This is a genomic window from Bradyrhizobium sp. 2S1 (genome assembly GCF_011516625.5).
In the GTDB taxonomy this organism is placed as follows: domain Bacteria; phylum Pseudomonadota; class Alphaproteobacteria; order Rhizobiales; family Xanthobacteraceae; genus Bradyrhizobium; species Bradyrhizobium septentrionale.
In genome coordinates, this window is record NZ_CP147719.1 from 169073 (window position 1) to 195902 (window position 26830).

Below are 26830 nucleotides of genomic sequence, written 5' to 3' on the forward strand. Positions count from 1 at the left end.
ATCGATGCGAAGAACGAACCAACATATGGTCACGTCGTTGCGCGGAGTTTCCATTTCAGCTTTCTTGGGACCGATCGCGTGGATGCGATTGTATAGACCATGAGCCGTTTCCATATTGGCCCGCCGGTCGACGGTTTTCTCAACGTTCTCGCCTTCACCGGCCGCCACTGGAGCTGGCAGCCGGCCCGGGTCGCGACCATCATGATCTCGATGTTCGCCTGCACGTTGGCTGACGTGCTGACGCCGCTCTATACGGGCCGGCTGGTCGACGCAGTTGCCGACGGAGCTGCAACGCAGGACGTCGCATGGCAGGCCGCGCTTGCCGCCTTCTCTATGCTGATTGGCCTCGCACTTGGCGCCATCGTTATGCGTCACGTTGCCTTCACCTGCATCATCGAACTGACGCTGAAGATGTTGTGCGACATCTCGAGCGAAGCATTCGATCGGGTCCAGCGCTTTTCGACCGACTGGCATGCCAACAGTTTCGCCGGCTCGACGGTACGCCAGATCACGCGCGGCATGGGCGCGCTCGACCTATTGAACAGCACGATCCTTATCGCGTTGTTCCCCTCGCTCATCATGCTCATCGGTTCGGCCGTGCTGCTCGGCTGGCACTGGCCGATGATGGGCCTGATCACTGCCTGCGGCTCTCTCGCCTATGTCGGATTGACGATCACGCTAACACTCGAATATATCGCGCCGCCGGCGAGCCTTGCGAACAGCTGGGATAGCAGGCTTGGCGGCGCGCTCGCCGACGCGATCAGTTGCAACCCGGTGGTCAAAGGCTTCGCAGCCGAACAACGGGAAAACGAGCGCCTCGCGAAGGTCATCGCCAAGTGGCGACGTCGGATGCGTCGGACCTGGGTGCATGGAGCGATCAGCGGCTCGGCGCAAGGCGCAACACTGCTCGCGCTCCGGGCGACGGTGATCTGCTATGCCCTGGTTCTGTGCTCACGCCACCAGGCAACCGCGGGCGATATCGCCCTCGTGCTTACCTCTTTCTTTGTGCTGCAGGGCTACCTGCGCGACATAGGCATGCACGTCCGCAACGTGCAGCGCTCAGTGAATGATATGGAGGAACTGGTCTATATCCAGAGTCAGCCGCTCGATATCGCTGATTGTCCGGAGGCTAAGCAGATCCGGATCATGAAGGGCCGCATCGATTTTAAGAACGTCTATTTCCATTATGGAAACGATGGATTGCCGCTCTTTAGGGACTTCTCAGTGTCGATAAAGGCTCGCGAACGGGTCGGTCTGGTCGGCCCCTCCGGCTCCGGCAAGACCACCTTTGTGAAGCTCATCCAGCGGCTTTACGATGTGAAAGGCGGTCGAATCCAGATCGACGATCAAGACATTTCGAAGGTACGCAGGCTTCGCTGCGCTCTCAGATTGCGATTGTGCAGCAGGAATGCCTCTTGTTCCATCGAACGCTGGCCGAAAACATAGCTTACGGCCAGCCCGGTGCCAGCCAGGCCGAGATTGAGGAGGCGGCACAGCTCGCCAGCGCGCATGAATTCATCGCGCGCCTGCCGAAGGGTTATGGTACACTGGTCGGCGAGCGTGGCGTAAAACTTTCCGGCGGCGAGCGCCAGCGGGTGGCGATCGCGCGCGCCTTCCTTGCGGACGCGCCGATCTTAATTCTGGACGAGGCAACCTCGAGCCTTGATACGGAGTCGGAAGTGCTGATCCAGAACGCGATGGAACGGCTGATGGTCGGGCGCACCACGCTGATCATCGCGCACCGGCGATCACGCCGCGCTGATTCGTCTAAACAGCGGCATCTACCGCCGTCTTTTCGAGCGGCAGCGCTGGGGCGTGGCGAAGGGGCTGGGTTTGAAGTGGACCCTATGCTGATGACCACTGGGTCCGGCTTCTTAAGTGGAACTGCCACCGTTCGTTCTTCTCAATAATTTTACGCTACTCTTGCTTGCTGCTGTTGTGGCTGTGGGCAACGCGCAGCGTTGTCCAAGCTTCTCGCTTGCGAGAAGCGTCATATCCACAGCCTCTTCGCCGAATGCGCCGGTGGACACCAGCCCGCCAGACCGCCACGGTCTTCCAGCGCCTGATGAGTCATCTGTGAAGAATGCAGATCTGCCTGAGAGACGGGCAGAAGTTGGCACGATAAAGTATTCGATTTTGCAGGAAAGCTGGGTGTTGTGGCACGCTTTCTGTATCCATCCGAGCTAGTACCTACTGTTCTTAAAGCGTGAGTCGTGATTCAAGGTCGGGATGATACCCGAAGCAAGAGAAGTCCACCTTTCGAGGAAAGATCGCAAGGTGCTGGAGGCGTGTTGCCGCTCCCCGGTGACGTTGCAGCGCGATTTGAAGCGGGCGCGGATAGTTCTGTTGGCGGCGGATGGACGCAGCACTCGGTCGATCGCCAAGGAAGTTGGGGTCCAGCCGCGGATTGTCAGCCTTTGGCGGCATCGCTATGCCGACCAAGGCCTTGAAGGGCTGCAAGACAAGCCGTGACCGGGCAAGCAGCCAATCTATACGAAGGCCACCGACAAGCGGATTCTGAAGCTGCTGGACAAGCCGCCGCCGGACGGGTTCGCACGCTGGACCGGGCCCCTGCTGGCCGGGGCGCTGGGCGATGTTGACGTCCAATATGTCTGGCGGTTCCTGCGCAGCCACAAGATTGACCTCGCGGCTCGTAAGTCCTGGTGTGAGAGCAACGACCCGAACTTTACGGCCAAAGCCGCCGATGTTGTCGGCCTCTATGTCGCCCCGCCCGCGAAGGCCATTGTGCTGTGCGTGGACGAGAAGCCCTCGATCCAGGCTTTGGAGCGAGCGCAGGGTTATCTGAAGTTGCCCAATGGCCGCGCCTTGACCGGCCAGAGCCACGATTACAAGCGGCATGGCACCACAACATTGTTTGCGGCGCTCGAAGTCGCCACCGGAAAGATCATCGCGGCGCATTCAAAACGCCGACGCCGCGTCGAGTTTCTCGACTTCATGAACAGCGTCACCGCGGCTTTTCCGAACCGGAAGCTTCACGTCATCCTCGACAACCTCAACACCCACAAGAAGAACGAGCATTGGCTCAAGGCCCACCCCAACGTGCAATTTCATTTCACGCCGACAAGTGCGTCTTGGCTCAATCAGGTCGAGGTATGGTTTTCGATCTTGCAGGGGCAGTCGCTCAGCGGCACCTCCTTCACAAGCCTCACGCAGCTTCAGGAGCACATCGATGCCTACGTCAACGCATACAACGACAGAGCCGAGCCCTTCGTCTGGACCAAGAAAAAGGTCCGTCAACGCCGTTTCAAAGGCCGCCGTATCACTCAGCTCTGATTCTGGGTACTAGTACCTACTGTTCTTAAAGCGTGAGTCGTGATTCAAGGTCGGGATGATACCCGAAGCAAGAGAAGTCCACCTTTCGAGGAAAGATCGCAAGGTGCTTGAGGCGTGTTGCCGCTCCCCGGTGACGTTGCAGCGCGATTTGAAGCGGGCGCGGATAGTTCTGTTGGCGGCGGATGGACGCAGCACTCGGTCGATCGCCAAGGAAGTTGGGGTCCAGCCGCGGATTGTCAGCCTTTGGCGGCATCGCTATGCCGACCAAGGCCTTGAAGGGCTGCAAGACAAGCCGCGACCGGGCAAGCAGCCAATCTATACGAAGGCCACCGACAAGCGGATTCTGAAGCTGCTGGACAAGCCGCCGCCGGACGGGTTCGCACGCTGGACCGGGCCCCTGCTGGCCGGGGCGCTGGGCGATGTTGACGTCCAATATGTCTGGCGGTTCCTGCGCAGCCACAAGATTGACCTCGCGGCTCGTAAGTCCTGGTGTGAGAGCAACGACCCGAACTTTACGGCCAAAGCCGCCGATGTTGTCGGCCTCTATGTCGCCCCGCCCGCGAAGGCCATTGTGCTGTGCGTGGACGAGAAGCCCTCGACCCAGGCTTTGGAGCGAGCGCAGGGTTATCTGAAGTTGCCCAATGGCCGCGCCTTGACCGGCCAGAGCCACGATTACAAGCGGCATGGCACCACAACATTGTTTGCGGCGCTCGAAGTCGCCACCGGAAAGATCATCGCGGCGCATTCAAAACGCCGACGCCGCGTCGAGTTTCTCGACTTCATGAACAGCGTCACCGCGGCTTTTCCGAACCGGAAGCTTCACGTCATCCTCGACAACCTCAACACCCACAAGAAGAACGAGCATTGGCTCAAGGCCCACCCCAACGTGCAATTTCATTTCACGCCGACAAGTGCGTCTTGGCTCAATCAGGTCGAGGTATGGTTTTCGATCTTGCAGGGGCAGTCGCTCAGCGGCACCTCCTTCACAAGCCTCACGCAGCTTCAGGAGCACATCGATGCCTACGTCAACGCATACAACGACAGAGCCGAGCCCTTCGTCTGGACCAAGAAAAAGGTCCGTCAACGCCGTTTCAAAGGCCGCCGTATCACTCAGCTCTGATTCTGGGTACTAGCTTACGATTACCCACATCTTTTGAGGTGCACTGAGCCGAAAAACTTGAGTCGCCAGAATCGCTTGTGATTCTTTGATGGGCACCTGATTCGAGAAGAGGTGCTCTATGGGACTGACTTCACCCGCCCGGGATGAGAAGGCGCATCGGTTGGCGTCTGACGTTGTGACTTGGTTTGACCGTGAAGCTGCGCTGTGCGAATTCCAGGACGCTCGACTTGGCGAGAGATTTCGTATGCTGCTGAAGCAGATTGGTGGAGACATCGGACAGAGCATCCCGATGGTTTGCCAAGACTGGGCGAATACCAAGGCGGCCTATCGTTTCTTCTCCAATGAACGAGTAGGCGAGGCCGATATCCTGTCTGGTCATTTTAAAGCGACGCGGGAACGTATCGCGGCTGCGAAGGGGCCTGTTCTTGTCCTGCATGATACGACCGAATTCAGCTATCAAAGGGAGCGCCCGGATCTGATCGGGATGATTAAGCGCATCCCCAAAAGCAACTCTCGAAGATTGGACGGGAAACCCCAAACGTACACGACATGCGGAATATTGATGCATTCGAGCCTTGCGGTGACCCTCGAGGGGCTTCCACTGGGGCTCAGCGCTGTGAAGTGCTGGACCAGAAAGAAATTCAGAGGGTCGCTGCGCTCAGGCGCGAGGTCAACCTGACACGGATCCCCATTGAAACCAAGGAGAGCATTCGGTGGTTGGAGAACCTCAAACAATCCACCGAGCTTTTCGAGAAGCCATCGCAGTGCATCCATATCGGTGATCGTGAGGCCGATATTTATGAATTGTTTTGCGCCGCCCAAGAGGTTGGAACGCATTTCTTGGTAAGGACCTGTGTCAATCGCCTGGCAGGCGATGGCGATCATACCGTTGCAACGATAATGGACGAGGTCGTGGTCAAAGGTCTCCACCGGATCGAAGTCCAGGATAGCAAGGGCAATCCAGACCAGGCTGTTCTTGAAATCCGGTATCGTAAAATTCGTATTCTGCCACCGATAGGCAAGCAGTCGCGGTATCCAGCTTTGACTTTGACAGTGATCCACGCTGATGAAAGAGGAGCGCCAAAGAACAGAAAGAAGATTGAATGGAAACTCCTGACCGATCTTCCAGTGCAATCGCGCGGGGATGCGATCGAGAAACTCGAATGGTATTCCTTGCGATGGAAGATCGAGGTCTTCCACAAGATACTCAAATCCGGCTGTAGGGCAGAGGACTCGCAACTGCGGACCGCTCAGCGACTGACGAATCTGATCTCGGTATTCTGCATTGTGAGCTGGCGCATTTTTTGGATGACGATGCTTAATCGTTCAGCGCCAAATGCCTCACCGGAGTTTGTGCTGACCAAAGGTGACATCCAATTGCTTGATCGGCTCGTCAAAGACAAGATTCCAGTCAGCACACAACGAAAGACATTGTCGCATTATCTCATCAAGATCGCCAGGCTCGGCGGCTACCTCGCCCGTGCCAACGATCCGCCACCAGGGAATCTGATCATGTGGCGCGGATTGTCGCGAGTCATCGATATCGCAACGGGAGCGACAATCTGACTCAAAAATGTGGGTAATCGTAAGCCGAGCTAGGGCCTGTTTGGATTCCGGATTCTCATCCTGGCTTGGTTGTGATTCAAGCTTGGGATGGACCGATTCGTTTTGACTGATGCCCAATGGGCGAAGATGGAGCCGCTTTGTCTTGGCAAGCCGGGTGATCCCGGCCGGAGCGGCAATAACAACCGGCTGTTTGTCGAAGCCGTGCTGTGGATTGCGCGCACGGGCAGTCCGTGGCGCGATCTGCCGCGCGCCTTCGGCAACTGGATAACCGTGTACACGCGCTTCCGCGACTGGGCCAAGGCGGGCGTCTGGAAGCGCATGTTTGATGCGGTCTCGGACGAGCCGGACATGGAGTACGTCATGGTTGATGCCACCATCGTCAAAGTCCACCGCCACGGACAGGGCGCAAAAGGGGGACGCAAAACCAGGCGATCGGCCGCTCGAAAGGCGGAATGACCACCAAAATCCTGGCACTGACCGACGCGCTCGGCAATCTCCTGCGTTTCGTGCTGCTGCCAGGACAGCGCTTCGACACGGTCGGCGTCCCGCCGTTGATCGAAGGGCTGACCTTCGATGCGATGATCGCCGACAAGGCGTTCGACAGCAACGCCATCATTGCCGACCTCGACGCACGCGGCGCCAAGGTCGTCATCTCCCAGCACCCGCGGCGCGCAAAACCTCTCGCCATCGACGCGGAAATCTACAAATGGCGACATCTGATCGAAAATTTCTTCTGCAAGCTCAAGGAATTCAAGCGGATCGCCATGCGAGCCGACAAAACAGATATCAGCTTCGAAGCCATGATCAATCTCACCGCCGCTGTGATAAATTCAAGATGAATCCAAACAGGCCCTAGGCCGCGGACAGTGGATCCCCGATTTCACCGCTTGAGGGGTTCGGGGTTTTCCTTGTGTATCCTGATGAGCTCCATCAGGTTTTCGATGCCGAAGTCGGTGAACGCCATGACGCCTTCGTCACCTATGCCGTAAACCCAGATGACGCCGTCCTCCGGATCGGAAGCAGGAAGCGCGACGCTGCTGCGCCGTCCGCCGGCGGCGCCATCCGCTTGTCCACGCAGACCAGCTGCAGCAGATCGGCCATCGCGCGCTCGCCGGCCTCCGCCAGGCTAGCGCCGCTGATGATTACGGGCGGCAGCGCTCTTCCAGTTCTTCAGTCGCTGCAGAACTTCTCTAACTTCAAGATTGGGGCCGTTCCGTTCAGCGTCCTTATTGCGGCCGGTCTGGTCGCGGTGGTTTCGATCCTGATCAATGGCACCATCGTTGGGCGGCGCTATATCGCGGTAGGTGCCAATCCAGCGACGGCGCAATCATCCGGCATCAAGATTTTGCGGTATCAGATTGGCACATATGTGGCGGCGGCCATTTGCTACGCGATCACCGGAATTCTTCTTGCAGGCTTTGTCGGCTACGCCTCGCCTACCGCAGGAAGCGACTACCTCTTGCCAAGCATTGCTGCAGTCGTCGTGGGAGGCACTCCGTTCACAGGCGGTCGTGGAAGCGTGATCGCAAGTGGCGCCGCAGCCTTGTTCATGGCGCAACTGGGACAGATGGTGCTCGCGCTCGGGGCGGGACCGGCTCAGCAATTGCTCGTTCAGGCCGCAACAATCGTCTTGGCGACGTCGATCCGCAGAATTCCGGTCAAATCGCTGCTGCGGTTCACGAACTCTCGCATGGCAGAGCAATCGACTGGTTCCGATGCGAGGGGTTGACGACCGAGAAAGTCGCATCGGCGGGCGCCCACTTAGGCGTGGAGAGGACGAGCTTGACGGTTCATCAGCAACACCTTCCGAAAAAACGACTATGAGCCTTCCCAGCACCATTGCTGAAGTCCCCCAACATAACCGCCGGCTGTGGGTGACGAATGAGAGGTAATATATTGCTTACACTCGAGCGATCCTGTCTCGGGCGACTTCCGAGGGACGGCGAAGACAGCGGATGGCGGCGCGTACGGACAAGTGAACTTGGCGCTTGCAGGCTAGTAGGGGATGCGCCACTCAACTAGAATTGAAGAGGCTCGAACATGGTTGGAGGCTTCATCATGGCCGCGATTACTTCACTTCCGATTGCTCGTCCCGTCGCGATCCCCCTGCGGGAAATCTTGCCTTGGGCTGTCTTCGGAGGCTTGTTGCTTGTTCTCGGTATCTACTTCATCGGCGTGGAGCAGGGCGCGACAGCATTGTTCAACGGCACCTATGTGCATGAGTTTGTCCACGACGGGCGTCACCTCCTCGGCTTCCCCTGCCACTGAGCATCGCTTTCGTCCGACGAGTTTCCAGGATGCTCGTCGGATTTGGGCAACGTTCGCCTGGCGAAGCGAATATCGATGATGGGAAAGCTCCTTGCGCGCGGGATGATTGTCGGCCTCGTCGCCGCGCTTCTCTCGTTTGGCTTTCTAGAGCTGGCTCCGCAAATTCGGACAGTAGCTTGAGTGGATTTTCTGCCTGACAGCGGCGAGGATTCTTGCCGCGAATCAGGAGCGAAGATGACGAAGAAGAGCCGCCGGATGCATTCTCCGGCATTCAAGGCGAAGGTTGCTTTGGCTGCGGTCAAAGGCGACAAGACGCTGGCGGAGCTGGCGCAACTGTTTGATGTTCATCCGAACCAGATCACGATCTGGAAAAACCAGCTCCTGGAAGGCGCCGCCGGCGTGTTTGGGCATGACAAGGCGTCGGCCGAGACGCCGGTCGATTTGAAGGCGTTACATGCCAAGATCGGCGAGCTGGCGTTGGAAAACGATTTTTTGTCCGGCGCGCTCACCAAGGCGGGCCTGCTGAGCGCAAAGCGATGATCGACCGCGGTCATGATCTTTCTATCGTGCGCCAGGCGAAGGTCCTGAAGCTGGCTCGCAGCACGGTCTACTATGAACCTCGGCCAGTTTCGGCCGAGGACCTTGCCTTGATGCGTCGGCTCGATGAGCTGCATCTCGATTATCCCTTCGCGGGAGCGCGTATGCAGCGATCGTTGCTGCGGCGGGAGGGCGTATACGCCGGTCGCCGCCACATCGCGACGCTGATGAAGCGCATGGGGATCGAGGCGGTCTATCGTCGCCCGAACACGAGTAAGCCGGCACCGGGTCACAAGATCTACCCGTACCTGTTGCGCGGATTGAAGATCGAGCGGCCCGACCAGGCGTGGGCAATGGACATCACCTACATTCCGATGCGGCGTGGCTTCGTCTATCTCGCGGCGGTCGTCGATGTGTTCAGCCGACGGGTCCTGGCCCATCGCGTCTCGATCACAATGGAGGCGGCCTTCTGCGTCGAAGCGGTCCAGGAGGCGTTGGCGAAGCACGGCAGGCCCGAGATTTTCAACACGGACCAGGGCAGCCAGTTCACCAGCCTCGAGTTCACCGATGTGCTGCTGGACGCGAAGATCGCCATCAGCATGGACGGCAAGGGCGCCTGGCGCGACAACGTGTTTGTCGAGCGGCTCTGGCGCACGGTCAAATACGAAGAAGTTTATCTCCGCGCCTACGACAGCGTGTCCGAGGCGCGAGCGTCAATTGCCAAGTATCTGGCCTTCTACAATCAGGGACGCCCTCACTCGAGCCTTGACGGGCGCACGCCCGACGAGGCTTACTTCGGCACGCAAGCTATGGTGATGGCCGCATGACCGTCGCCGACGATTTTGTCGTCGCTCTGGTCGGGCTACGCCCTCCCGACGCAACGACAAAATCGTAAGGCCCCGCGTTCAGCATAACCCGGCAGGAATCCACTTAAATCCCGCGGGGCGCTGTCCAAACAACCGGCGCCAGCTCTCTACCTCCTTCTTCGCGCCGTCGTGGCGCACCAACCCCGACCAGCTCCGACGACCCGAGCGCTACCAGCAGAGCACGCCGATCAAAGGGGTCCCTTTTGGATGCCGATAGGGGGTCCCAGTCGAACGCCGATTGACACGCGACAATCGGATGTTCGTGGAAGGTGTGCTTTGGATTGTTCGCACGGGCTCTCCCTGGCGTGATCTCCCGGAGGCGTTCGGGGATTGGAACAGCGTGTTCCGGCGCTTCAGTCGATGGAGCATCAAGGGCGTCTGGTGGCGGATCTTCGAGGCGATGTCCGATGATCCTGACTTCGAATATCTGATCGTCGATTCAACCATCGTCCGGGCGCATCAGCACGCCGCCGGCGCCAAAAAAGGGGGTCTGAAGATCAGGCGATCGGCCGCTCGCGCGGGGGGCTGAGCACCAAGATACATATGGCCGTTCGTGGCTTGGGATGTCCCGTACGGTTCGCGCTGACCGCAGGCCAGAAGGGCGATGCACCGCAAGCTGCCGCATTGATCGAGGGACTACCTGCCGAGGTCGTCATGGCCGACACGGCCTATGACGACCTCGGCTGGTAATCCCTCGAGCATATTCCATGCCGAAACACACCGCTGGGCGGCAAAGCCGATCATCTCGCGCAACAGATCGGCATCAGGGGTCTTCTCCACGAGCGTCCGCAGGTTCATCATATCGTCGGTCATCGGTGGTTCCGCGGTTGCGTTGGCGTGTCGCAACCCGATCCTACCGGAGAACTGCCGGTGACCACCGCAAAGCCATCACTGAGGACACGACCAACGTTCGGTCTCGGCACGCTACGAGAAGGCCCCGCGAACTGGTTGTGGCCACGCCCGTCAGCTGAGCATGAGCACAAACGGCTTGAAGCGCACGTAGCGTCAGGTTGTACGATCATAGGTGTTTGCGAACGGCCCTAGAGCCGTTCATCGAGGAGTAAAAATGCTTCGATTCTCAAATGGAGATCCACTTAGCCTTACTAGCGCGGCGGCGCGAGCGATTGAGCTCGGTGAGCTGGATGCCTGTTATCGCGAGCTCACAGGCCGCCAGCGTCCGTAGAACAGAAGAAACGGCTGGTTATTTCACGATGCAAGTAGCGAGAATGAGTGATTGAGCGACGATCTCCATCTTGAAGAGAAAGCCATCGAGGCGGTACTCTTTTACCGAGAGGCTCTTACCGCTGCCGAGAAGTCTGAAACCGTGCAAGCGCTCGCACATCGAGCGCTCATGAACATGCTGCCCGAGCTCGAGCGCGCAGTTCTCGAGGATCGATCTCCATCAATACGGAGCAAGCTGTTTGATGCCGGTGCGAAAGCGGTCGTTCGATTGAATGAGGCGCGGCAGGTCTTGGATGAGGCGACCGCACGGTTAGAGGGAGCTCGCCAGGCCCTGGCGGCTCTCGAGGGGCAGCTCGGATACATTCCAAATGTTCCGGCGACAGCAAATCGAATTTAGATGACGGCTGCGTGAGCACTGTCGTGAACTGACGGAGAAGATCTGGATGGCTCGCGTCGCGAGCGGGCATCTGAAAGTTGAGCCCGCAATGTAGCGGGGTCTATCGCGTCAGTACGTCAATTTCGCTGCTCGACCGTTGGACAATGCGGCGCCTCCGATCTGCTCGCATTCCTGAGGCAACCACGATGCTCGGCCCGGCGCGCCGCCGAAGTGTCTCGCGGAGAACGCGCAACGCTCTTAAGAAATTGATAGTGCAGCAAAATCATGTTGGAACTCGATAGACAAGTCGCTGATTGCGCTCGTTAGAAATGTCACCGCAAGGCCCGGCGAGGAGGGCGCACGGACGCGAAGCTGGCCGGGGTTGCGCAGCGGCCGGGCGCCCGGATGAGAGCCCCAATGCCAGCGACGGCGACTGGTCGAGTTGCGGGTTTTAGCCCGCCTTGAACAAGCTCGGACCTTGGCCACGTCGCCGCGGAGCCTTCTGGCTGCGGCTGAAGTCGAGCAGCTTCTGCTGCTCGGCAAGTGTACGCCAGAACCGACCCTAACCGCTTGTTCTCGACGATCTCCGCCTGGTCGACTTGTCGCGCCTTGTCGAACGTCCGGTAGGGCGGCGCACGGCCCCTGTGCTTGATCACAAGCCGCCCGTCCGGATGGTCGAACACGGTGACGCGCTGGCGGGCGAGGGTGCTCGTAATCTCGTTCGGCTCGAGGATGAACAGCATCTTGTCGTATTGCAGCGTCAGACTCTGCTATACCGTGCGCTCTTCCTTCCAGGCAAAGGCATCATCGACGACGTCGTGCTCAGTCAGCGGTCGATGCACGTCCTTGTCACTGAAGGGAGGCTTCGCCAACCGCCGATTGTAGCCTTCCATGAACGCGGGCAAAAATGCGTTGCCGGCCTCGATGGTTGAGATTCCGGCCAGCCGCATCTCCTTCAACAGACGATCTTGCAGCGTTCCATTGGCTCGTTCGACGCGCCCCTTCGACTGCGGAGCGTTGGCACAGATGATATCGATGTTGAGCTCGTGCAACGCCCGGCCAAACTGGGTCATGCCGTCACCCCCGGGCGCCCCGACCCTTGTTTACCCGGAACGTCGCGTGCTTATCCGAGTAGAATGCGATCGGCTTGCCGTAGCGCTGCAAATAGGCGCGCGTCGCAGCTCTTCTAACGGTGGTCTATTGCTCGCATAACATAGATTATGGAATATATTCCTATTACCAGAAATCCGAAACTCGCTGGTTAGCCCCTGACCGAGGTTTGTTACGACGCGATCGCTTGTCTTCGCTGGACAGCGTCGCGTTGGCGTCGCCTTCGTTTCCGCATGAGCCGAACTGGGGCTATCGAAGGCATCGGTGACAGAGTCGTGGCCGGCGTCGGCTCCTCAACCGCACGGACATCAGGGAGCTGCTCCGTTGCGTGTTGGGCGGGTGCGGGCCGAGCCTCCATGATCTCGAGAAGGGCGCGTCCCTTGTCAGTGACACGCCAGCCGCCGTTCATCCGCTCGATGAGACCTTGGGAGAAGATATCCAAGTCGGGCACGCGGGCTGCCAATCGCTTCGTGCGTTCGGCCCAGTCTCGTCCGCTGGTCGCCAGAATCGCCATATCCCGCTTGAGGTCCGCCATAGCGACGAACCCGTCTGGATAGCTAACTAGTACCTTGAGAACCGTCACCTGGAAGGTCACCGCCCCACCCGTACCGGCTTCCGCTAACTTGCTTCGTCACATCCTAGGAGCATTCGTGAGCCTCTGTCGACTCGCGACATTCACCCGCTGGCTATCGTTGGAGGTGGCGTGGTGATGGCTGAAGACGGCCCCGGATCGGTCATAATCAGAGCTGGCTCCGCAAATTCGGACAGTAGCTTGAGTGGATTTTCTGCCTGACAGCGGCGAGGATTCTTGCCGCGAATCAGGAGCGAAGATGACGAAGAAGAGCCGCCGGATGCATTCTCCGGCATTCAAGGCGAAGGTTGCTTTGGCTGCGGTCAAAGGCGACAAGACGCTGGCGGAGCTGGCGCAACTGTTTGATGTTCATCCGAACCAGATCACGATCTGGAAAAACCAGCTCCTGGAAGGCGCCGCCGGCGTGTTTGGGCATGACAAGGCGTCGGCCGAGACGCCGGTCGATTTGAAGGCGTTACATGCCAAGATCGGCGAGCTGGCGTTGGAAAACGATTTTTTGTCCGGCGCGCTCACCAAGGCGGGCCTGCTGAGCGCAAAGCGATGATCGACCGCGGTCATGATCTTTCTATCGTGCGCCAGGCGAAGGTCCTGAAGCTGGCTCGCAGCACGGTCTACTATGAACCTCGGCCAGTTTCGGCCGAGGACCTTGCCTTGATGCGTCGGCTCGATGAGCTGCATCTCGATTATCCCTTCGCGGGAGCGCGTATGCAGCGATCGTTGCTGCGGCGGGAGGGCGTATACGCCGGTCGCCGCCACATCGCGACGCTGATGAAGCGCATGGGGATCGAGGCGGTCTATCGTCGCCCGAACACGAGTAAGCCGGCACCGGGTCACAAGATCTACCCGTACCTGTTGCGCGGATTGAAGATCGAGCGGCCCGACCAGGCGTGGGCAATGGACATCACCTACATTCCGATGCGGCGTGGCTTCGTCTATCTCGCGGCGGTCGTCGATGTGTTCAGCCGACGGGTCCTGGCCCATCGCGTCTCGATCACAATGGAGGCGGCCTTCTGCGTCGAAGCGGTCCAGGAGGCGTTGGCGAAGCACGGCAGGCCCGAGATTTTCAACACGGACCAGGGCAGCCAGTTCACCAGCCTCGAGTTCACCGATGTGCTGCTGGACGCGAAGATCGCCATCAGCATGGACGGCAAGGGCGCCTGGCGCGACAACGTGTTTGTCGAGCGGCTCTGGCGCACGGTCAAATACGAAGAAGTTTATCTCCGCGCCTACGACAGCGTGTCCGAGGCGCGAGCGTCAATTGCCAAGTATCTGGCCTTCTACAATCAGGGACGCCCTCACTCGAGCCTTGACGGGCGCACGCCCGACGAGGCTTACTTCGGCACGCAAGCTATGGTGATGGCCGCATGACCGTCGCCGACGATTTTGTCGTCGCTCTGGTCGGGCTACGCCCTCCCGACGCAACGACAAAATCGTAAGGCCCCGCGTTCAGCATAACCCGGCAGGAATCCACTTAAATCCCGCGGGGCGCTGTCCAAACAACCGGCGCCAGCTCTCTCACCATGGTTGAGATACTTCCTGCCGCCATCTGGGCCATAGAGGCTGAAGCTGTAGTCGCCGCTGTCGCGGTCCCGCGCCGCAACCTTCCTGCGCATATTGTTGCAAGCGGATTTTGCCAGTTGATTCAAATAATTCGCTCCCGCGCCGCGCTTGGTTAAGAGCCGGCACTCAATAATAAATGTTGAAGCTACAAGCATTTGGAAGGTCAAACAACACTATGCGCAGTAGTGTAGTGCTGAAAGTAAAGTAACTAAAAGCACTTAGCTGGAAGTGTGCTATATCTATAGGTGGAATAGTCCATGCTCTATCGACCTTCATCTTGCCGAAAAACCGCGATCGCCCTCACGACTGGCGCTGTGATCGCCGCCGCTGCTGCGTTTCCGGCGGCTGCGCAGCAAGCTTCCAGCGTTCAAGGATCGCCCGCCTGCGCAAGCATTTCGGACAACTTGGCGGCGATCAAATGCGAGATCAGGGAATCTGAACGTCGTACGCAAGAAGCGAAGGCGCGGGGTATTGCGGCTGATGCGCGCGCGGCGGCGGCGCGTGCTGATAGCGCGGCTGCTCGTGCTGAAACCGCAGATTTCGAAAAGAAGGACGCCAAGATTGATGCGTCTACGGCATGCTTCGAGTTCATAAAGAAGGGTGTTACTGCAAAGCTGTTTGAGAAATCAGACGTGCTTGCTTCTGTAGGTGGCAGGATCACGATCGATAATGCGTGCATTGCGGCCAACAAATTTGGGTACGATCGCCGCGCGTCGAACGCCGCGCCCGTCGTCCGGTAAAATCTGAAAACTAAACGGTAAAGCTGGACGCAGCCGCATTCTTGGCTTGCTTTACAGGCTTTGCGGGTTGGGAGCCCGGCTTATTCGTACTGGGTTCGTCGGGTTTTCTGGTGCTAGCTTCTGCTGTTCTAACGGCAGGCTTGCTCGCTTCTTTTTCCCCAGCTTTAAGCACACTTGGGCTATCGCTAAAGTCATCCATGCCGCCCTGCACGGAAGCCGCTTTGACTTCCGTGGCTTGCTTCTGGTCATCGCGTTGGCGTAGGGCCTGTTGCCGTGTGGATTGCTCGTTTTGCGCTGTAGCTTCCTTGTCTCCTGCTTTTAGCTCTTCTTTGAATTCCGCGTCTTTCTTGGTGCCGAGCACTTTCTGTTCGCGCTCAAAAGTCTTCCGCGATTCCGGATGCGATTTCTTGAAGCGTTCCATCGTGTCGTTGAAATGCTTCGTCGTATTCCTCCGCTAAGGGCCGCCTTGTTTGATGGGCGCGAGCGCTGCAGGTCCTAGGGGTAATCCTAGGAGAAGCGCTATGACGATTTCGAGGGCGGAGGTGATCACAACGGTCGAGCGGCGGCGCCGGTGGTCGCAGGATGAGAAGGAACGGCTCGTCGCAGCGTCGCTCGAGCCCGGCGCCAATGTTTCCGAGGTGGCTCGCGTGGCCGGGCTTCATGTGAGCCAACTGTTCAGGTGGCGTAAGGAGCTTTGCAGGCACGGCGAAGCGAGCATAGCGCCGTTTGTTCCGGTCGAGATTGGGCCGTCTGCGCTACCGCGGGAGGTGGCCGAAGCGGCGTTGACGCCAACGGCGCGTCGACGCAAGAGCCAGGGCATCATCGAGATTGATCTTGGTAGCGGGCACCGCATCCGGGTCGATGGCGACGTTGATGGAGATGCGCTACGTCGCGTTCTCGATGCTTTGGTCCGCCGATGATCCCGGTTCCGACGGGCGCGCGAGTGTGGCTCGCGACAGGCTACACGGACATGCGCCGAGGCTTTCCGTCGTTGGCGCTCCAAGTGCAGGAGGTGCTGCACAAAGACCCGCTCAGCGGTCATTTGTTTGTCTTCCGCGGTCGCCGCAGCGATCTTGTGAAGCTGATCTGGCACGACGGCCAAGGAGCATGCCTTTTTACCAAAAGACTCGAGCGAGGAAGGTTCATCTGGCCATCGGTTGGCGGTGAAACGGTAACGATCTCGCCGGCGCAGTTGAGTTATCTGTTGTCCGGAATCGATTGGCGCACCCCGCAAGAAACCCAGCGTCCGACGCGGGTCGGATAACCGTTTTGGGTTTGAATCTGCTGCTCGATCTGATTCAATGGCTTCATGAGCTCGAAGCCAGACGATCTTCCTGCGGATCTTGCGAGCGCCTACATGGCGCTGCTGGCCGAGCGCAAGGCGTTGCAAGTTGAGCGCGATATCGCAGTCGCGGATGCCGCCAGCGCGCGGGCGGAGCTGTCGGACAACGAAGCGTTGATCGCACATCTCGAACTGCGGATCGAGAAGCTCAAACGCGAACTGTACGGGCCGCGGTCCGAGCGCACGGCGCGGCTGATCGAGCAATTGGAATTGGAGCTCGAAGAACTCATCACCATGGCGAGTGAGGATGAGCTCGCCGCGCGTGCCGCGGCTGCAAAGGTACAGAACGTTCGGGCCTTCACGCGCAAGCGGCCGGTGCGCAAGCCTTGGCCGGACGACATCGAACGCGAGCGGGTCGTCATTGAGGCGCCAACGAGCTGCGCCTGCTGCGGCGGATCGCGCCTGGCGAAGCTGGGCGAGGATGTGACCGAGACGTTGGAGGAGATCCCGCGCCGGTTCAAGCTGATCGAGACGGTGCGGGAAAAGTTCACCTGCCGCGATTGTGAGAAGATCAGCCAGCCGCCCGCGCCGTTCCATGCCACACCGCGTGGCTTCATCGGTCCGCAACTGCTGGCGACAATCCTGTTCGACAAGTTCGGCATGCATATCCCGCTCAACCGTCAGAGCGTGCGCTTTAAGGCCGAGAGGATCGATCTGCCGCTGTCGACGCTGGCCGACCAGGTCGGCCACGGAACCTTCGCCGTTATGCCGCTGTTCCAGCTGATCGAGCACCATGTGCTCGCGGCCGAGCGCCTACATGGCGACGACACCACCATCCGCATCCTGGCGAAGGGCAAGTGCACGACTGGGCGGATCTGGACGTATGTGCGGGATGACCAGCCGTTCGCCGGGCCTGCGCCGCCGGCGGCGGTCTATTACGCCTCGAGCGACCGACGGGGCGAACATCCCCAGAAGCATCTGGCCGCCTTCGCCGGTATCTTGCAGGCGGATTGCTATAGCGGCTTCGAGCCGTTGTTCGATCCGAAAAGAAAAGCGATGCCGATCACGCCCGCATTTTGCCTGGCCCATGCGCGGCGGGGATTCTTCGAGCTGGCCGACATCGAGAAAACGGCCAGGGAAGGCCGCAAGGGCAAACCGGTCTCCCCGATCGCGCTGGAGGCGGTCAGGCGTCTTGACGCTCTGTTCGAGATCGAGCGCGCCATCAACGGCCGCAATGCCGACGAGCGGCGTGCCGTACGCCAGGAGAGGAGCAAGCCGCTTCTCGATGACTTGCACGACTGGCTGCTCCGCGAGCGAGAAGCCCTGTCGCGCTCCTCCGAGGTCCTGAAGCCCATGAACTACATGCTCAGGCGCTGGGACGACTTCTCCCGCTTCCTCGATGATGGCAGGATCTGCCTCAGCAATAATGCCGCTGAAAGAGCGTTGCGCGGCATCGCGTTGGGCAGGCGCAACTGGACCTTCGCCGGCAGCCTGCGCGGCGCCGACCGCGCTGCCATCATGCTGACGATGATCACGACCTGCCGCCTGAACAACGTCGATCCCAAAGCCTGGCTCGCCGACGTCCTCGCCCGGATCGCCGATCTTCCCACTTCGCGTCTGCGCGAACTGCTGCCCTGGGAATGGAAGCTCCTGCGGCAAGCCAACAACCCCACCGATCAGCAGGCCGCCTGACCTTCACCCAACGCTATCTTACAGATCGCCACGCCCACGCGCATGCGTCAATCAGGCGGCCTTCGTCGTATGCGTACGCTTCGTCGCGCCTTCCTGTTCTTCCGGCTTGCAGTTGAACAGGCGCTCGGTGGCCTTGCGGTGTTCAGCCTGCTCGGGCGGCGTCAGCTTGTTGTGCGTTTCTTCGGAGGCCTTGCTCGCCTCGTTGTAGTCGACCTTGTTGCGTTTGGGGCCTTGTGAACGGGTGGCTTCAGCAAATGCCAGAAGCCGAGCACGCGCTCTGAAAGCTCTGCCGCGCCTTACGGGTCTGCCCATCCACGCGGCGGCATCCCCAACGCCGATAGAGCTGGCGCCGGTTGTTTGGACAGCGCCCCGCGGGATTTAAGTGGATTCCTGCCGGGTTATGCTGAACGCGGGGCCTTACGATTTTGTCGTTGCGTCGGGAGGGCGTAGCCCGACCAGAGCGACGACAAAATCGTCGGCGACGGTCATGCGGCCATCACCATAGCTTGCGTGCCGAAGTAAGCCTCGTCGGGCGTGCGCCCGTCAAGGCTCGAGTGAGGGCGTCCCTGATTGTAGAAGGCCAGATACTTGGCAATTGACGCTCGCGCCTCGGACACGCTGTCGTAGGCGCGGAGATAAACTTCTTCGTATTTGACCGTGCGCCAGAGCCGCTCGACAAACACGTTGTCGCGCCAGGCGCCCTTGCCGTCCATGCTGATGGCGATCTTCGCGTCCAGCAGCACATCGGTGAACTCGAGGCTGGTGAACTGGCTGCCCTGGTCCGTGTTGAAAATCTCGGGCCTGCCGTGCTTCGCCAACGCCTCCTGGACCGCTTCGACGCAGAAGGCCGCCTCCATTGTGATCGAGACGCGATGGGCCAGGACCCGTCGGCTGAACACATCGACGACCGCCGCGAGATAGACGAAGCCACGCCGCATCGGAATGTAGGTGATGTCCATTGCCCACGCCTGGTCGGGCCGCTCGATCTTCAATCCGCGCAACAGGTACGGGTAGATCTTGTGACCCGGTGCCGGCTTACTCGTGTTCGGGCGACGATAGACCGCCTCGATCCCCATGCGCTTCATCAGCGTCGCGATGTGGCGGCGACCGGCGTATACGCCCTCCCGCCGCAGCAACGATCGCTGCATACGCGCTCCCGCGAAGGGATAATCGAGATGCAGCTCATCGAGCCGACGCATCAAGGCAAGGTCCTCGGCCGAAACTGGCCGAGGTTCATAGTAGACCGTGCTGCGAGCCAGCTTCAGGACCTTCGCCTGGCGCACGATAGAAAGATCATGACCGCGGTCGATCATCGCTTTGCGCTCAGCAGGCCCGCCTTGGTGAGCGCGCCGGACAAAAAATCGTTTTCCAACGCCAGCTCGCCGATCTTGGCATGTAACGCCTTCAAATCGACCGGCGTCTCGGCCGACGCCTTGTCATGCCCAAACACGCCGGCGGCGCCTTCCAGGAGCTGGTTTTTCCAGATCGTGATCTGGTTCGGATGAACATCAAACAGTTGCGCCAGCTCCGCCAGCGTCTTGTCGCCTTTGACCGCAGCCAAAGCAACCTTCGCCTTGAATGCCGGAGAATGCATCCGGCGGCTCTTCTTCGTCATCTTCGCTCCTGATTCGCGGCAAGAATCCTCGCCGCTGTCAGGCAGAAAATCCACTCAAGCTACTGTCCGAATTTGCGGAGCCAGCTCTAACCTCCAATGCCCAGCTGAAGACGCACACTCGCTTCGGGCTAGGATCAATCGGGTTCCCTGTCCATAAATACTATATTTATCAATCGGTTGATGGGTAATTTACATATTATTAGCCTGCGATATGATATGAAATGTAGGATATAACCAGCCTATACCCGACATATCGTATCATCATGACAAAGCCATCGCCGACCCAACAAGACCGAGCCATCAAACTCCTCAAGGAGCGCGGCATCGCGCGCCCGTCCGAACTCGCCACGGTCGGCGTTACACCCGCGACCATCGCCCGCATGAAGCAAAAAGGCATTGTCGTCCAACTCGGGCGCGGTCTCTATCAGCTTCCCGACGCGCCCATCGACACGCATCACTCCCTCGCCGAAGCTGCCAAGCGCGTGCCCAAGGGGGTCGTCGCGCTGACCTCTGCGCTCGCCTTCCATGAGCTAACCGATACCCTCCCCTCGATGGTCTGGCTCGCTATCGGCCCCAAGGACCGCCAACCTCTTTCAACCAACCCGCCCATGCAGTTCGTTCGCTTCAGCCCGGAGCGCCTTCAGGAGGGCGTCGAGACGCACATCATCGAAGGCTGCCCGGTAAAGATCTTCAGCCCAGCCAAGACAGTGGTCGATCTTTTCCGCTATCGGCGTCGCGCCGGGACACGCTATCGTCACAGCACCGGCCTCAACCTCGCGCTCGAAGGCCTGCGCGAGGTGCTGCGAACCCGAAAGGCGAAGCCCACAGAGATCGCGGATTTCGCACGCAAGGCCGGGGTTTGGAAAGCCATGCAACCTTATATCGAAGCGATGACGGCCAATGGCTAACCCACCCAAAAACGTCGGCGCCTCGGTTCGCGCGCGGCTGCTCACGCTCTCCAGGGAGCGTAATCAGCTCTTCGATCTTCTCCTTACCCGCTACGTGCTGGAACGGCTGCTTTATCGCCTCGGTTCGACGGACTACCGCGAACGCTTCGTGCTCAAGGGCGCGATGTTGCTCGCAACTTGGGTCGACAACCAGTTCCGGCCGACGCGTGATCTCGACCTGCTCGGCTCGGGCAATCCCGACCCTGAAGCGCTGTTGGTCATCTTCAAGGAGATCGCCGCCGTCGACGCCGCAGACGGCGTCGTCTTCGACCCAGCCAGCTTCACCGTCGACCGTATCCGCGAGGAAAACGAATACGGCGGCGTCCGGATCAAGGGCAATGCTACGGTCGACAACGCCCGTGTTCGCGTCGTGATCGACATCGCGTTCGGTGACGCCATCGAGCCCGGCGTGCAGGAAACCGACCTGCCGGTGCTGCTGGATTTCCCGGCGCCGAAGCTGCGCTCCTATCCGCGCGAAACCGTCATCGCCGAGAAGTTTCAGGCGATGGTCGCGCTCGGCCTCGTGAACGGCCGCCTGAAAGACTTCTACGACGTCTGGGTTTTGATCCGCTCTTATAAGTTCGAGGGCGACACCCTGGCCCGCGCCATCAAGGCGACCTTCAAGCGACGCAAGACTGAGATTCCGACCGCACTGCCGGACGCGTTCACGGCTGCCTTCACCGAGGACGCCGGCAAAAAGGATCAGTGGGCGACGTTCACCAAGCAGGTCGCGGTCGATCCGGGCACCCTGACAGATGTGGCAAAGACGCTCGCAGAATTTCTGATGCCACGGGCGAAAGAAGCCCTTGCCCTGAGAGACGATGAGAAGGCGACCTAGCCGGGATGATCATGATGAGCATGCAGATGATCATCATGATGACCAGCAGCAGCAGCACCAGCAGCACGATCAGCATCACGATCATCATCGGCACCGGCGGCACTATCCGCCAGCAGCACCAGCACGTGCTGGTCGATCATCGGCATGCCGATCATCGGCGTATCCGTCCGAGGGCGGCCGTCTTGCGAGTTTTTCCGATCTGTAGCTGACTGTCCTTATGGACGGACATAAGGACAGTGCGGTGCTGAGCCGCATGGATTTGGTGGAGACCGGTCGGCGGCGACGCTGGACGCGTGCGGAGAAGCTCAGAATCGTAGAGGAGAGCTTCTCGGGGCCACGACTGGTGTCGGCGACGGCTCGCCGGTATGGGATATCACGTCAGCTTCTGCTGAGCTGGCGCAAGGCTTGGACCTGTCATGATCCGGCCGAAGAGGATTCGATCGGCCCGACATTCGTCCCTGCGATAGTTGCGGCAAGTACGCCGCCAACGACGGAAGCTGTCGAGACAGGTCAGATCGAAATCGTGAGCCCTCAGGGGCTGCGCGTGGTCTTCGGCCCCGGTGCGGATATCGAGGCGGTCGTTCGAATTGCTCGGGGCCTGGCGCGCCGATGATCCCGATCCCGACGGGCGTGCGGGTGTGGCTGGCGACGGGCCATACCGACATGCGGTGCGGCTTTCCGAGCCTGGCTCTGCGCGTGCAGGAAGTGCTCAAGCGCGACGCCATGGGCGGCGGTCTTTTCTGCTTCCGGGGCAAACGCGGTGATCTATTGAAGGTCATTTGGCACGATGGCCAGGGCGCCTGCTTGTTCACCAAAAGACTCGAGAGAGGCAGGTTCATCTGGCCATCGGTTGCTGGTGAATCGGTAACGATCTCTCCGGCGCAGTTGAGCTATCTGTTGTCCGGGATCGATTGGCGCAACCCTCAAGAAACCCAGCGTCCGACGCGGGTCGGATAGTCGTTTTACGGTTTGAATCTGCGGCTTGATCTGATTCAATGGCTCCATGATATCGAAGCCGGATGATCTTCCATCGGACCTTGTCAGTGCCCTGGCGGCGCTGCAGGCCGAGCGTGAGGCGCGACAGAAAGCCGAGGCGAAGGCCGCCAACTGGCAGGCGCAAGCCGCGAATGCGCAGGCGAAACTGTCGGATACCGAGGCGCTGATCGCTCATCTCGAGTTGCGCATCGAGAAGCTGAAGCGCGAACTGCACGGGCAGCGATCCGAGCGCTCGGCACGGCTGCTCGAGCAGTTGGAGTTGGAGCTCGAAGAACTCGTCACCACGGCGAGCGAGGATGAGCTTGCCGCACAGGCCGCAGCGGCGAAGACGCAGAACGTCCGCCCCTTCATGCGCAAGCGGCCGGTGCGCAAGCCATGGCCTGACGATATCGAACGCGAGCGCGTCGTCATTGAGACTCCAACGACCTGCGCCTGCTGCGGTGGATCGCGGCTGGCGAAGATCGGTGAGGATGTGACCAAGACGCTGGAGGAGATCCCGCGCCGCTTCAAGCTGATCGAGACGGTACGCGAGAAGTTCACCTGCCGCGATTGCGAGAAGATCAGCCAGCCGCCCGCGCCGTTCCATGCCACGCCGCGCGGCTTCATCGGCCCACAATTGCTGGCGACGATCCTGTTCGACAAGTTCGGCATGCATATCCCGCTCAACCGCCAGAGTGCGCGCTTTAAGGCCGAGGGGATCGACCTGCCGTTGTCGACGCTGGCCGACCAGGTCGGCCACGGGACCTTCGCCGTCATGCCGCTCTTCCACTTGATCGAACGCCACGTGCTCGCTGCCGAGCGCCTTCATGGCGACGACACCACCATCCGTATTCTGGCGAAGGGCAAGTGCACGACCGGGCGGATCTGGACTTATGTGCGGGATGACCGGCCGTTCGCCGGGCCTGCGCCGCCGGCAGCGGTCTATTACGCCTCGAGCGACCGACGAGGCGAGCATCCACAGAGACATCTGGCCGCCTTCGCCGGCATCTTGCAGGCGGATTGCTACAGCGGCTTCGAGCCGCTGTTCGACCCGCAGAAGAAGGCGCTGCCGATGACACCGGCGTTTTGCTTCGCCCATGCGCGGCGGGGCTTCTTCGAGCTGGCTGATATCGAGAAAAATGCTCGGGAAGGCAAGAAAGGCAAACCGGTCTCCCCGATCGCGCTGGAGGCTGTCAGACGCCTCGATACGTTGTTCGAGATCGAGCGCGCCATCAACGGCCGCGGTGCCGGCGAGCGGCGTGCCGCTCGCCAGGAACAGAGTAAGTCACTTCTCGAGGACATGCATGCCTGGCTGCTCCGCGAGCGCGAAACCCTCTCGCGTTCCTCCGAGGTCCTGAAGCCGATTAACTACATGCTCAGGCGCTGGGACGACTTCTCCCGCTTCCTCGATGATGGCAGGATCTGCCTCAGCAATAATGCCGCTGAAAGAGCGTTGCGCGGCATCGCGTTGGGCAGGCGCAACTGGACCTTCGCCGGCAGCCTGCGCGGCGCCGACCGCGCTGCCATCATGCTGACGATGATCACGACCTGCCGCCTGAACAACGTCGATCCCAAAGCCTGGCTCGCCGACGTCCTCGCCCGGATCGCCGATCTTCCCACTTCGCGTCTGCGCGAACTGCTGCCCTGGGAATGGAAGCTCCTGCGGCAAGCCAACAACCCCACCGATCAGCAGGCCGCCTGACCTTCACCCAACGCTATCTTACAGATCGCCACGCCCACGCGCATGCGTCAATCAGGCGGCCTTCGTCGTATGCGTACGATAGACCGCCTCCATCCCCATGCGCTTCATCAGCGTCGCGATGTGGCGGCGACCGGCGTATACGCCCTCCCGCCGCAGCAACGATCGCTGCATACGCGCTCCCGCGAAGGGATAATCGAGATGCAGCTCATCGAGCCGACGCATCAAGGCAAGGTCCTCGGCCGAAACTGGCCGAGGTTCATAGTAGACCGTGCTGCGAGCCAGCTTCAGGACCTTCGCCTGGCGCACGATAGAAAGATCATGACCGCGGTCGATCATCGCTTTGCGCTCAGCAGGCCCGCCTTGGTGAGCGCGCCGGACAAAAAATCGTTTTCCAACGCCAGCTCGCCGATCTTGGCATGTAACGCCTTCAAATCGACCGGCGTCTCGGCCGACGCCTTGTCATGCCCAAACACGCCGGCGGCGCCTTCCAGGAGCTGGTTTTTCCAGATCGTGATCTGGTTCGGATGAACATCAAACAGTTGCGCCAGCTCCGCCAGCGTCTTGTCGCCTTTGACCGCAGCCAAAGCAACCTTCGCCTTGAATGCCGGAGAATGCATCCGGCGGCTCTTCTTCGTCATCTTCGCTCCTGATTCGCGGCAAGAATCCTCGCCGCTGTCAGGCAGAAAATCCACTCAAGCTACTGTCCGAATTTGCGGAGCCAGCTCTGAAGGAGATGGATTTTGACAACGCTGTCTGGAGCATTCCAGCATCCAAAATGAAGATGAAGCGACCGCATCGTGTCCCACTTTCGAGACAGGTGCTTGAAACACTCCGTCACCTTCAGAAACTGACCGGCACGGGACGATACGTATTTCCCTCTGTCCGCACCGTCTTGAGGCCGCTTAGTGAGAACACACTCAATGCGGCGCTTCGACGTCTTGGTTACGGTTGTCAATCGGCCTGCAAATTTGACCCCTCGTATTGCCTCAGGAAGTAATGTTACCCGGGATGAAGGTCTCGGTCTCGAGCCGCGGCCAGCTCGGTGGAGAGGCTGTGGGCGGGGCGGAGTGCTCATCACACGCAGCGCCGTCCACAGCCTCGGGCCGTATTTCATCCACGGGCATGGATACGATGGCTGTCTCCGCCACCTTCCGCCGGAGGGACCGAAGCAGGCGCTGAACGATCGAATGCTGCTTGTCGCTGAACATCGAAGGATCGATCGTGGCGAGCCTGCCCACGATGGCCAGTGCAGTGAGCTGTGGCTCGACGGCGAGCCAGTTCTCGATGATCGCGAGATGGGGATCGAGCTTCGAGGGCATGCGAATACGCTTTTTATATCGCCGTTTCGGCCGGCGGTGCGTGGCCCGCACTTCGGCGGTGTTTGCCGCCGTGCCGAGCGATCGGGCAAACGAGAGCGGATCAGCCGGCGATACGGTGGGAACCTTCGCAAGACCGCGCTTGCCGATCCGTTCGCCGAGCTCTTCCTGCGCCGTGCGGATCGTGGCAAGCAATTGTATGGGATCGAGAGTCCGATACGTCTGGCGCAGACGGCGCTTGACCGCTGATGGGAGTTTCGGGTGCCCCAGTGCACGTTCGTATGGTGTGGCAGGCGGATGATAGCGTTTGATGATCTTGGCACCCTCGCGGCGCTTCTCTTTGAGCTTGAATGACGGCTGGAAGAAGTTCACCAGCAGGCGCGCCGCCGCGTAGAGACGTGCCATCACGCGGGCCGTCTCGACCCCGTCGAAGCGCCCGTATCCGACGAGCCGCCGGACCACCGCACCGTTCTTCTGCTCCACGAAAGCCTGATCGTTCTTTTTGTAGGCACGTGACCGCGTTACCTCGATCTTCTGTGCTCGGCACCATGGAACGACGACGTCGTTCATGAACGCGCTGTCGTTATCGAAGTCGGCGCCACAGATCACCCACGGGAACAGGCCCTGTGCTCGCGTCATCGCTTCCACGACGAGGCTGCCATCGCGTGTCACCAGGGGCAGGCATTCCGTCCATCCTGTTGCGATGTCCACCATGGTCAAAGTCTGGATAAACGAGCCGGCGACGCTGGTCCCACCGTGCGCGACCATGTCGATCTCGCAAAAGCCTGGCGGCGGGTTTGCCCAGTCATTGAAAGTGCGGATCGGCACCTCGCGTCGAATCGCCGAGTAGAATCCGACTCGCCGCCGGCGCCCCCCAGCAGCCGCAATTTTAACGTCGATCAACATCCGATCGATCGTCGCCGCGCTCAGAGTTGTCAGCAGCGCACGCTCTGCGCTCGTTGGCTTCAGCCGGCCATGCCGCTCGAGTGCGGGCAACAGCACTGGGATCATCGATACGAGGCGCTTACCGCAGACGCGATCGGAGGCTTCCCACAGCGCGATCAGCGCGTCGCGCACGCTGGCGTATTTGCGTCGCCGACTTGTCGCTGGTTCGGTTGGGCTCGTTGCCCCTTCGTCCAGTGGTGGTCTGGGCCTGTCCCTTCCGGCAACCGACAGTGCTCGCACCGCGTGCTTGCGGTGCCAACCCGTCGTTGCTGTCAACTCGTCAAGGATCCGTCCCTTCTCAACTCGT

General features: G+C 60.1%; 25 protein-coding genes and 6 pseudogenes. 22 read left to right on the plus strand and 9 right to left on the minus strand.

All coding sequences use genetic code 11. The annotated features are described in order from the left end of the window. Window positions 1-99: 99 nt before the first annotated feature. The 10 genes and pseudogenes from HAP54_RS51735 to HAP54_RS51780 all read left to right on the plus strand — a co-directional run. Window positions 100-1854, plus strand: a pseudogene (locus HAP54_RS51735) (ABC transporter ATP-binding protein). 375 nt (window positions 1855-2229) lie between these two features. After that, window positions 2230-3294: pseudogene (locus tag HAP54_RS51740) on the plus strand (IS630 family transposase). 55 nt (window positions 3295-3349) lie between these two features. Next, complete coding sequence (locus HAP54_RS51745) at window positions 3350-4414, plus strand: IS630 family transposase (RefSeq protein WP_166308650.1); 1065 nt, start codon at window positions 3350-3352, stop codon at window positions 4412-4414. Window positions 4415-4532: 118 nt separating this feature from the next. After that, window positions 4533-5093, plus strand: a complete 561-nt coding sequence (locus HAP54_RS52835) for an IS4/Tn5 family transposase DNA-binding protein (RefSeq protein WP_224741213.1) — start codon at window positions 4533-4535, stop codon at window positions 5091-5093. Then, a complete protein-coding gene (locus tag HAP54_RS51755; protein WP_224741214.1) occupies window positions 5036-5980 on the plus strand; it encodes an IS4 family transposase in 945 nt (314 codons plus the stop codon). Before HAP54_RS52835 ends, HAP54_RS51755 begins: the two co-directional genes overlap by 58 nt. 87 nt (window positions 5981-6067) lie before the next feature. Then, window positions 6068-6819 (plus strand): IS5 family transposase gene (locus HAP54_RS51760; protein WP_166293587.1). Its coding sequence is split into 2 segments (ribosomal slippage): window positions 6068-6398 and window positions 6398-6819, totalling 753 coding nucleotides; the frame shifts between segments, so codons are not numbered across the junction. A gap of 299 nt (window positions 6820-7118) precedes the next feature. Then, window positions 7119-7709 carry an ABC transporter permease gene (locus HAP54_RS51765; RefSeq protein ID WP_166308983.1) on the plus strand — a complete coding sequence of 197 codons (591 nt, stop codon included), beginning with the start codon at window positions 7119-7121 and terminating at the stop codon, window positions 7707-7709. 329 nt (window positions 7710-8038) lie between these two features. Next, window positions 8039-8248 carry a CbtB domain-containing protein gene (locus HAP54_RS51770; protein ID WP_166308653.1) on the plus strand — a complete coding sequence of 70 codons (210 nt, stop codon included), beginning with the start codon at window positions 8039-8041 and terminating at the stop codon, window positions 8246-8248. Window positions 8249-8482: 234 nt separating this feature from the next. Beyond that, a protein-coding gene (locus HAP54_RS51775; RefSeq protein ID WP_166204126.1) for an IS3-like element ISRj2 family transposase occupies window positions 8483-9612 on the plus strand; the annotation gives its coding sequence in 2 pieces (ribosomal slippage) (window positions 8483-8735 and window positions 8735-9612; 1131 coding nt in all). A 283-nt stretch (window positions 9613-9895) separates the two neighbouring features. Further along, window positions 9896-10326 (plus strand): annotated as a pseudogene (locus tag HAP54_RS51780) (IS5 family transposase); the annotation flags it as partial. On the opposite strand, the gene HAP54_RS51785 reads toward HAP54_RS51780, so the two are convergent. Further along, window positions 10288-10464, minus strand: coding sequence for a hypothetical protein (locus HAP54_RS51785; protein ID WP_339156995.1), 177 nt, complete (start codon window positions 10462-10464; stop codon window positions 10288-10290). The pseudogene HAP54_RS51780 and the gene HAP54_RS51785 overlap by 39 nt on opposite strands. A gap of 421 nt (window positions 10465-10885) precedes the next feature. On the opposite strand from HAP54_RS51785, the gene HAP54_RS51790 reads away from it, so the two are divergent. After that, on the plus strand, window positions 10886-11230 hold the full coding sequence (locus HAP54_RS51790) for a hypothetical protein (RefSeq protein WP_166308656.1): 345 nt from the start codon (window positions 10886-10888) through the stop codon (window positions 11228-11230). A gap of 430 nt (window positions 11231-11660) precedes the next feature. On the opposite strand, the pseudogene HAP54_RS51795 reads toward HAP54_RS51790, so the two are convergent. Both HAP54_RS51795 and HAP54_RS52760 read right to left on the minus strand, forming a co-directional pair. After that, window positions 11661-12385, minus strand: a pseudogene (locus tag HAP54_RS51795) (ISNCY family transposase); the annotation flags it as partial. Window positions 12386-12491: 106 nt separating this feature from the next. After that, entirely contained in the window at window positions 12492-12914 is a 423-nt protein-coding gene (locus HAP54_RS52760; protein WP_224741215.1) for a hypothetical protein, read from the minus strand. Window positions 12915-13149: 235 nt separating this feature from the next. On the opposite strand from HAP54_RS52760, the gene HAP54_RS51800 reads away from it, so the two are divergent. Together HAP54_RS51800 and HAP54_RS51805 are read left to right on the plus strand one after the other, a co-directional pair. Beyond that, window positions 13150-14279, plus strand: a protein-coding gene (locus HAP54_RS51800) for an IS3-like element ISRj2 family transposase (RefSeq protein WP_166204126.1) whose coding sequence is annotated in 2 segments (ribosomal slippage) — window positions 13150-13402 and window positions 13402-14279 — 1131 coding nt in all. Because the reading frame shifts where the segments join, the coding sequence is not laid out codon by codon here. Window positions 14280-14728: 449 nt separating this feature from the next. Further along, the gene (locus HAP54_RS51805) at window positions 14729-15211 is read left to right on the plus strand and encodes a hypothetical protein (protein WP_166308659.1); all 483 of its coding nucleotides are present in this window, start codon (window positions 14729-14731) and stop codon (window positions 15209-15211) included. 10 nt (window positions 15212-15221) lie between these two features. Here HAP54_RS51805 and HAP54_RS51810 read toward each other — a convergent pair whose 3' ends face one another. Next, on the minus strand, window positions 15222-15632 hold the full coding sequence (locus HAP54_RS51810) for a hypothetical protein (RefSeq protein ID WP_166308662.1): 411 nt from the start codon (window positions 15630-15632) through the stop codon (window positions 15222-15224). A gap of 100 nt (window positions 15633-15732) precedes the next feature. On the opposite strand from HAP54_RS51810, the gene tnpA (HAP54_RS51815) reads away from it, so the two are divergent. The 3 genes from tnpA (HAP54_RS51815) to tnpC (HAP54_RS51825) are packed head-to-tail and all read left to right on the plus strand — an operon-like array spanning window position 15733 to window position 18185. Next, window positions 15733-16131 carry an IS66-like element accessory protein TnpA gene (gene tnpA, locus HAP54_RS51815; RefSeq protein ID WP_166294114.1) on the plus strand — a complete coding sequence of 133 codons (399 nt, stop codon included), beginning with the start codon at window positions 15733-15735 and terminating at the stop codon, window positions 16129-16131. Next, a complete protein-coding gene (gene tnpB / locus HAP54_RS51820) occupies window positions 16128-16475 on the plus strand; it encodes an IS66 family insertion sequence element accessory protein TnpB (protein WP_028182053.1) in 348 nt (115 codons plus the stop codon). The genes tnpA (HAP54_RS51815) and tnpB (HAP54_RS51820) overlap by 4 nt, the downstream gene beginning before the upstream one ends. A gap of 45 nt (window positions 16476-16520) precedes the next feature. Beyond that, window positions 16521-18185: an IS66 family transposase gene (gene tnpC / locus HAP54_RS51825; RefSeq protein WP_166294112.1), complete on the plus strand. Its 1665-nt coding sequence runs from the start codon at window positions 16521-16523 to the stop codon at window positions 18183-18185. A gap of 51 nt (window positions 18186-18236) precedes the next feature. Here tnpC (HAP54_RS51825) and HAP54_RS51830 read toward each other — a convergent pair whose 3' ends face one another. After that, window positions 18237-18497: a hypothetical protein gene (locus HAP54_RS51830; protein WP_166308665.1), complete on the minus strand. Its 261-nt coding sequence runs from the start codon at window positions 18495-18497 to the stop codon at window positions 18237-18239. Between the two features lie 173 nt (window positions 18498-18670). Further along, window positions 18671-19800, minus strand: a protein-coding gene (locus HAP54_RS51835; RefSeq protein ID WP_166204126.1) for an IS3-like element ISRj2 family transposase whose coding sequence is annotated in 2 segments (ribosomal slippage) — window positions 18671-19548 and window positions 19548-19800 — 1131 coding nt in all. Because the reading frame shifts where the segments join, the coding sequence is not laid out codon by codon here. Between the two features lie 263 nt (window positions 19801-20063). Between HAP54_RS51835 and HAP54_RS51840 the strand changes: the two genes are divergently transcribed. Next, window positions 20064-20708: a type IV toxin-antitoxin system AbiEi family antitoxin domain-containing protein gene (locus tag HAP54_RS51840; protein ID WP_166308668.1), complete on the plus strand. Its 645-nt coding sequence runs from the start codon at window positions 20064-20066 to the stop codon at window positions 20706-20708. Further along, on the plus strand, window positions 20701-21585 hold the full coding sequence (locus HAP54_RS51845; protein WP_166308671.1) for a nucleotidyl transferase AbiEii/AbiGii toxin family protein: 885 nt from the start codon (window positions 20701-20703) through the stop codon (window positions 21583-21585). Before HAP54_RS51840 ends, HAP54_RS51845 begins: the two co-directional genes overlap by 8 nt. Here the strand turns inward: HAP54_RS51845 and HAP54_RS51850 are convergent. Beyond that, window positions 21582-21740 carry a hypothetical protein gene (locus HAP54_RS51850; protein WP_166308674.1) on the minus strand — a complete coding sequence of 53 codons (159 nt, stop codon included), beginning with the start codon at window positions 21738-21740 and terminating at the stop codon, window positions 21582-21584. The genes HAP54_RS51845 and HAP54_RS51850 overlap by 4 nt on opposite strands. Window positions 21741-21802: 62 nt before the next feature. Here HAP54_RS51850 and tnpA (HAP54_RS51855) point away from each other — a divergent pair, with 62 nt between their 5' ends. The 3 genes from tnpA (HAP54_RS51855) to tnpC (HAP54_RS51865) are packed head-to-tail and all read left to right on the plus strand — an operon-like array spanning window position 21803 to window position 24262. Further along, entirely contained in the window at window positions 21803-22198 is a 396-nt protein-coding gene (gene tnpA, locus HAP54_RS51855; protein WP_166202956.1) for an IS66-like element accessory protein TnpA, read from the plus strand. After that, the gene (gene tnpB, locus HAP54_RS51860; RefSeq protein ID WP_063676425.1) at window positions 22195-22542 is read left to right on the plus strand and encodes an IS66 family insertion sequence element accessory protein TnpB; all 348 of its coding nucleotides are present in this window, start codon (window positions 22195-22197) and stop codon (window positions 22540-22542) included. Before tnpA (HAP54_RS51855) ends, tnpB (HAP54_RS51860) begins: the two co-directional genes overlap by 4 nt. Window positions 22543-22588: 46 nt before the next feature. Further along, window positions 22589-24262 (plus strand): IS66 family transposase, encoded by a 1674-nt coding sequence (tnpC, locus tag HAP54_RS51865; RefSeq protein WP_166308677.1) that lies wholly within the window; start codon window positions 22589-22591, stop codon window positions 24260-24262. Window positions 24263-24325: 63 nt separating this feature from the next. Here tnpC (HAP54_RS51865) and HAP54_RS51870 read toward each other — a convergent pair. Continuing rightward, window positions 24326-24900 (minus strand): annotated as a pseudogene (locus HAP54_RS51870) (IS3 family transposase); the annotation flags it as partial. Between HAP54_RS51870 and HAP54_RS51875 the strand changes: the two are divergent. Beyond that, a pseudogene (locus HAP54_RS51875) lies at window positions 24864-25208 on the plus strand (tyrosine-type recombinase/integrase); the annotation flags it as partial. The pseudogenes HAP54_RS51870 and HAP54_RS51875 sit on opposite strands and share 37 nt — an antisense overlap. 40 nt (window positions 25209-25248) lie before the next feature. On the opposite strand, the gene HAP54_RS51880 reads toward HAP54_RS51875, so the two are convergent. After that, window positions 25249-26655 carry an integrase catalytic domain-containing protein gene (locus tag HAP54_RS51880; RefSeq protein ID WP_166296846.1) on the minus strand — a complete coding sequence of 469 codons (1407 nt, stop codon included), beginning with the start codon at window positions 26653-26655 and terminating at the stop codon, window positions 25249-25251. Window positions 26656-26830: the final 175 nt, after the last annotated feature.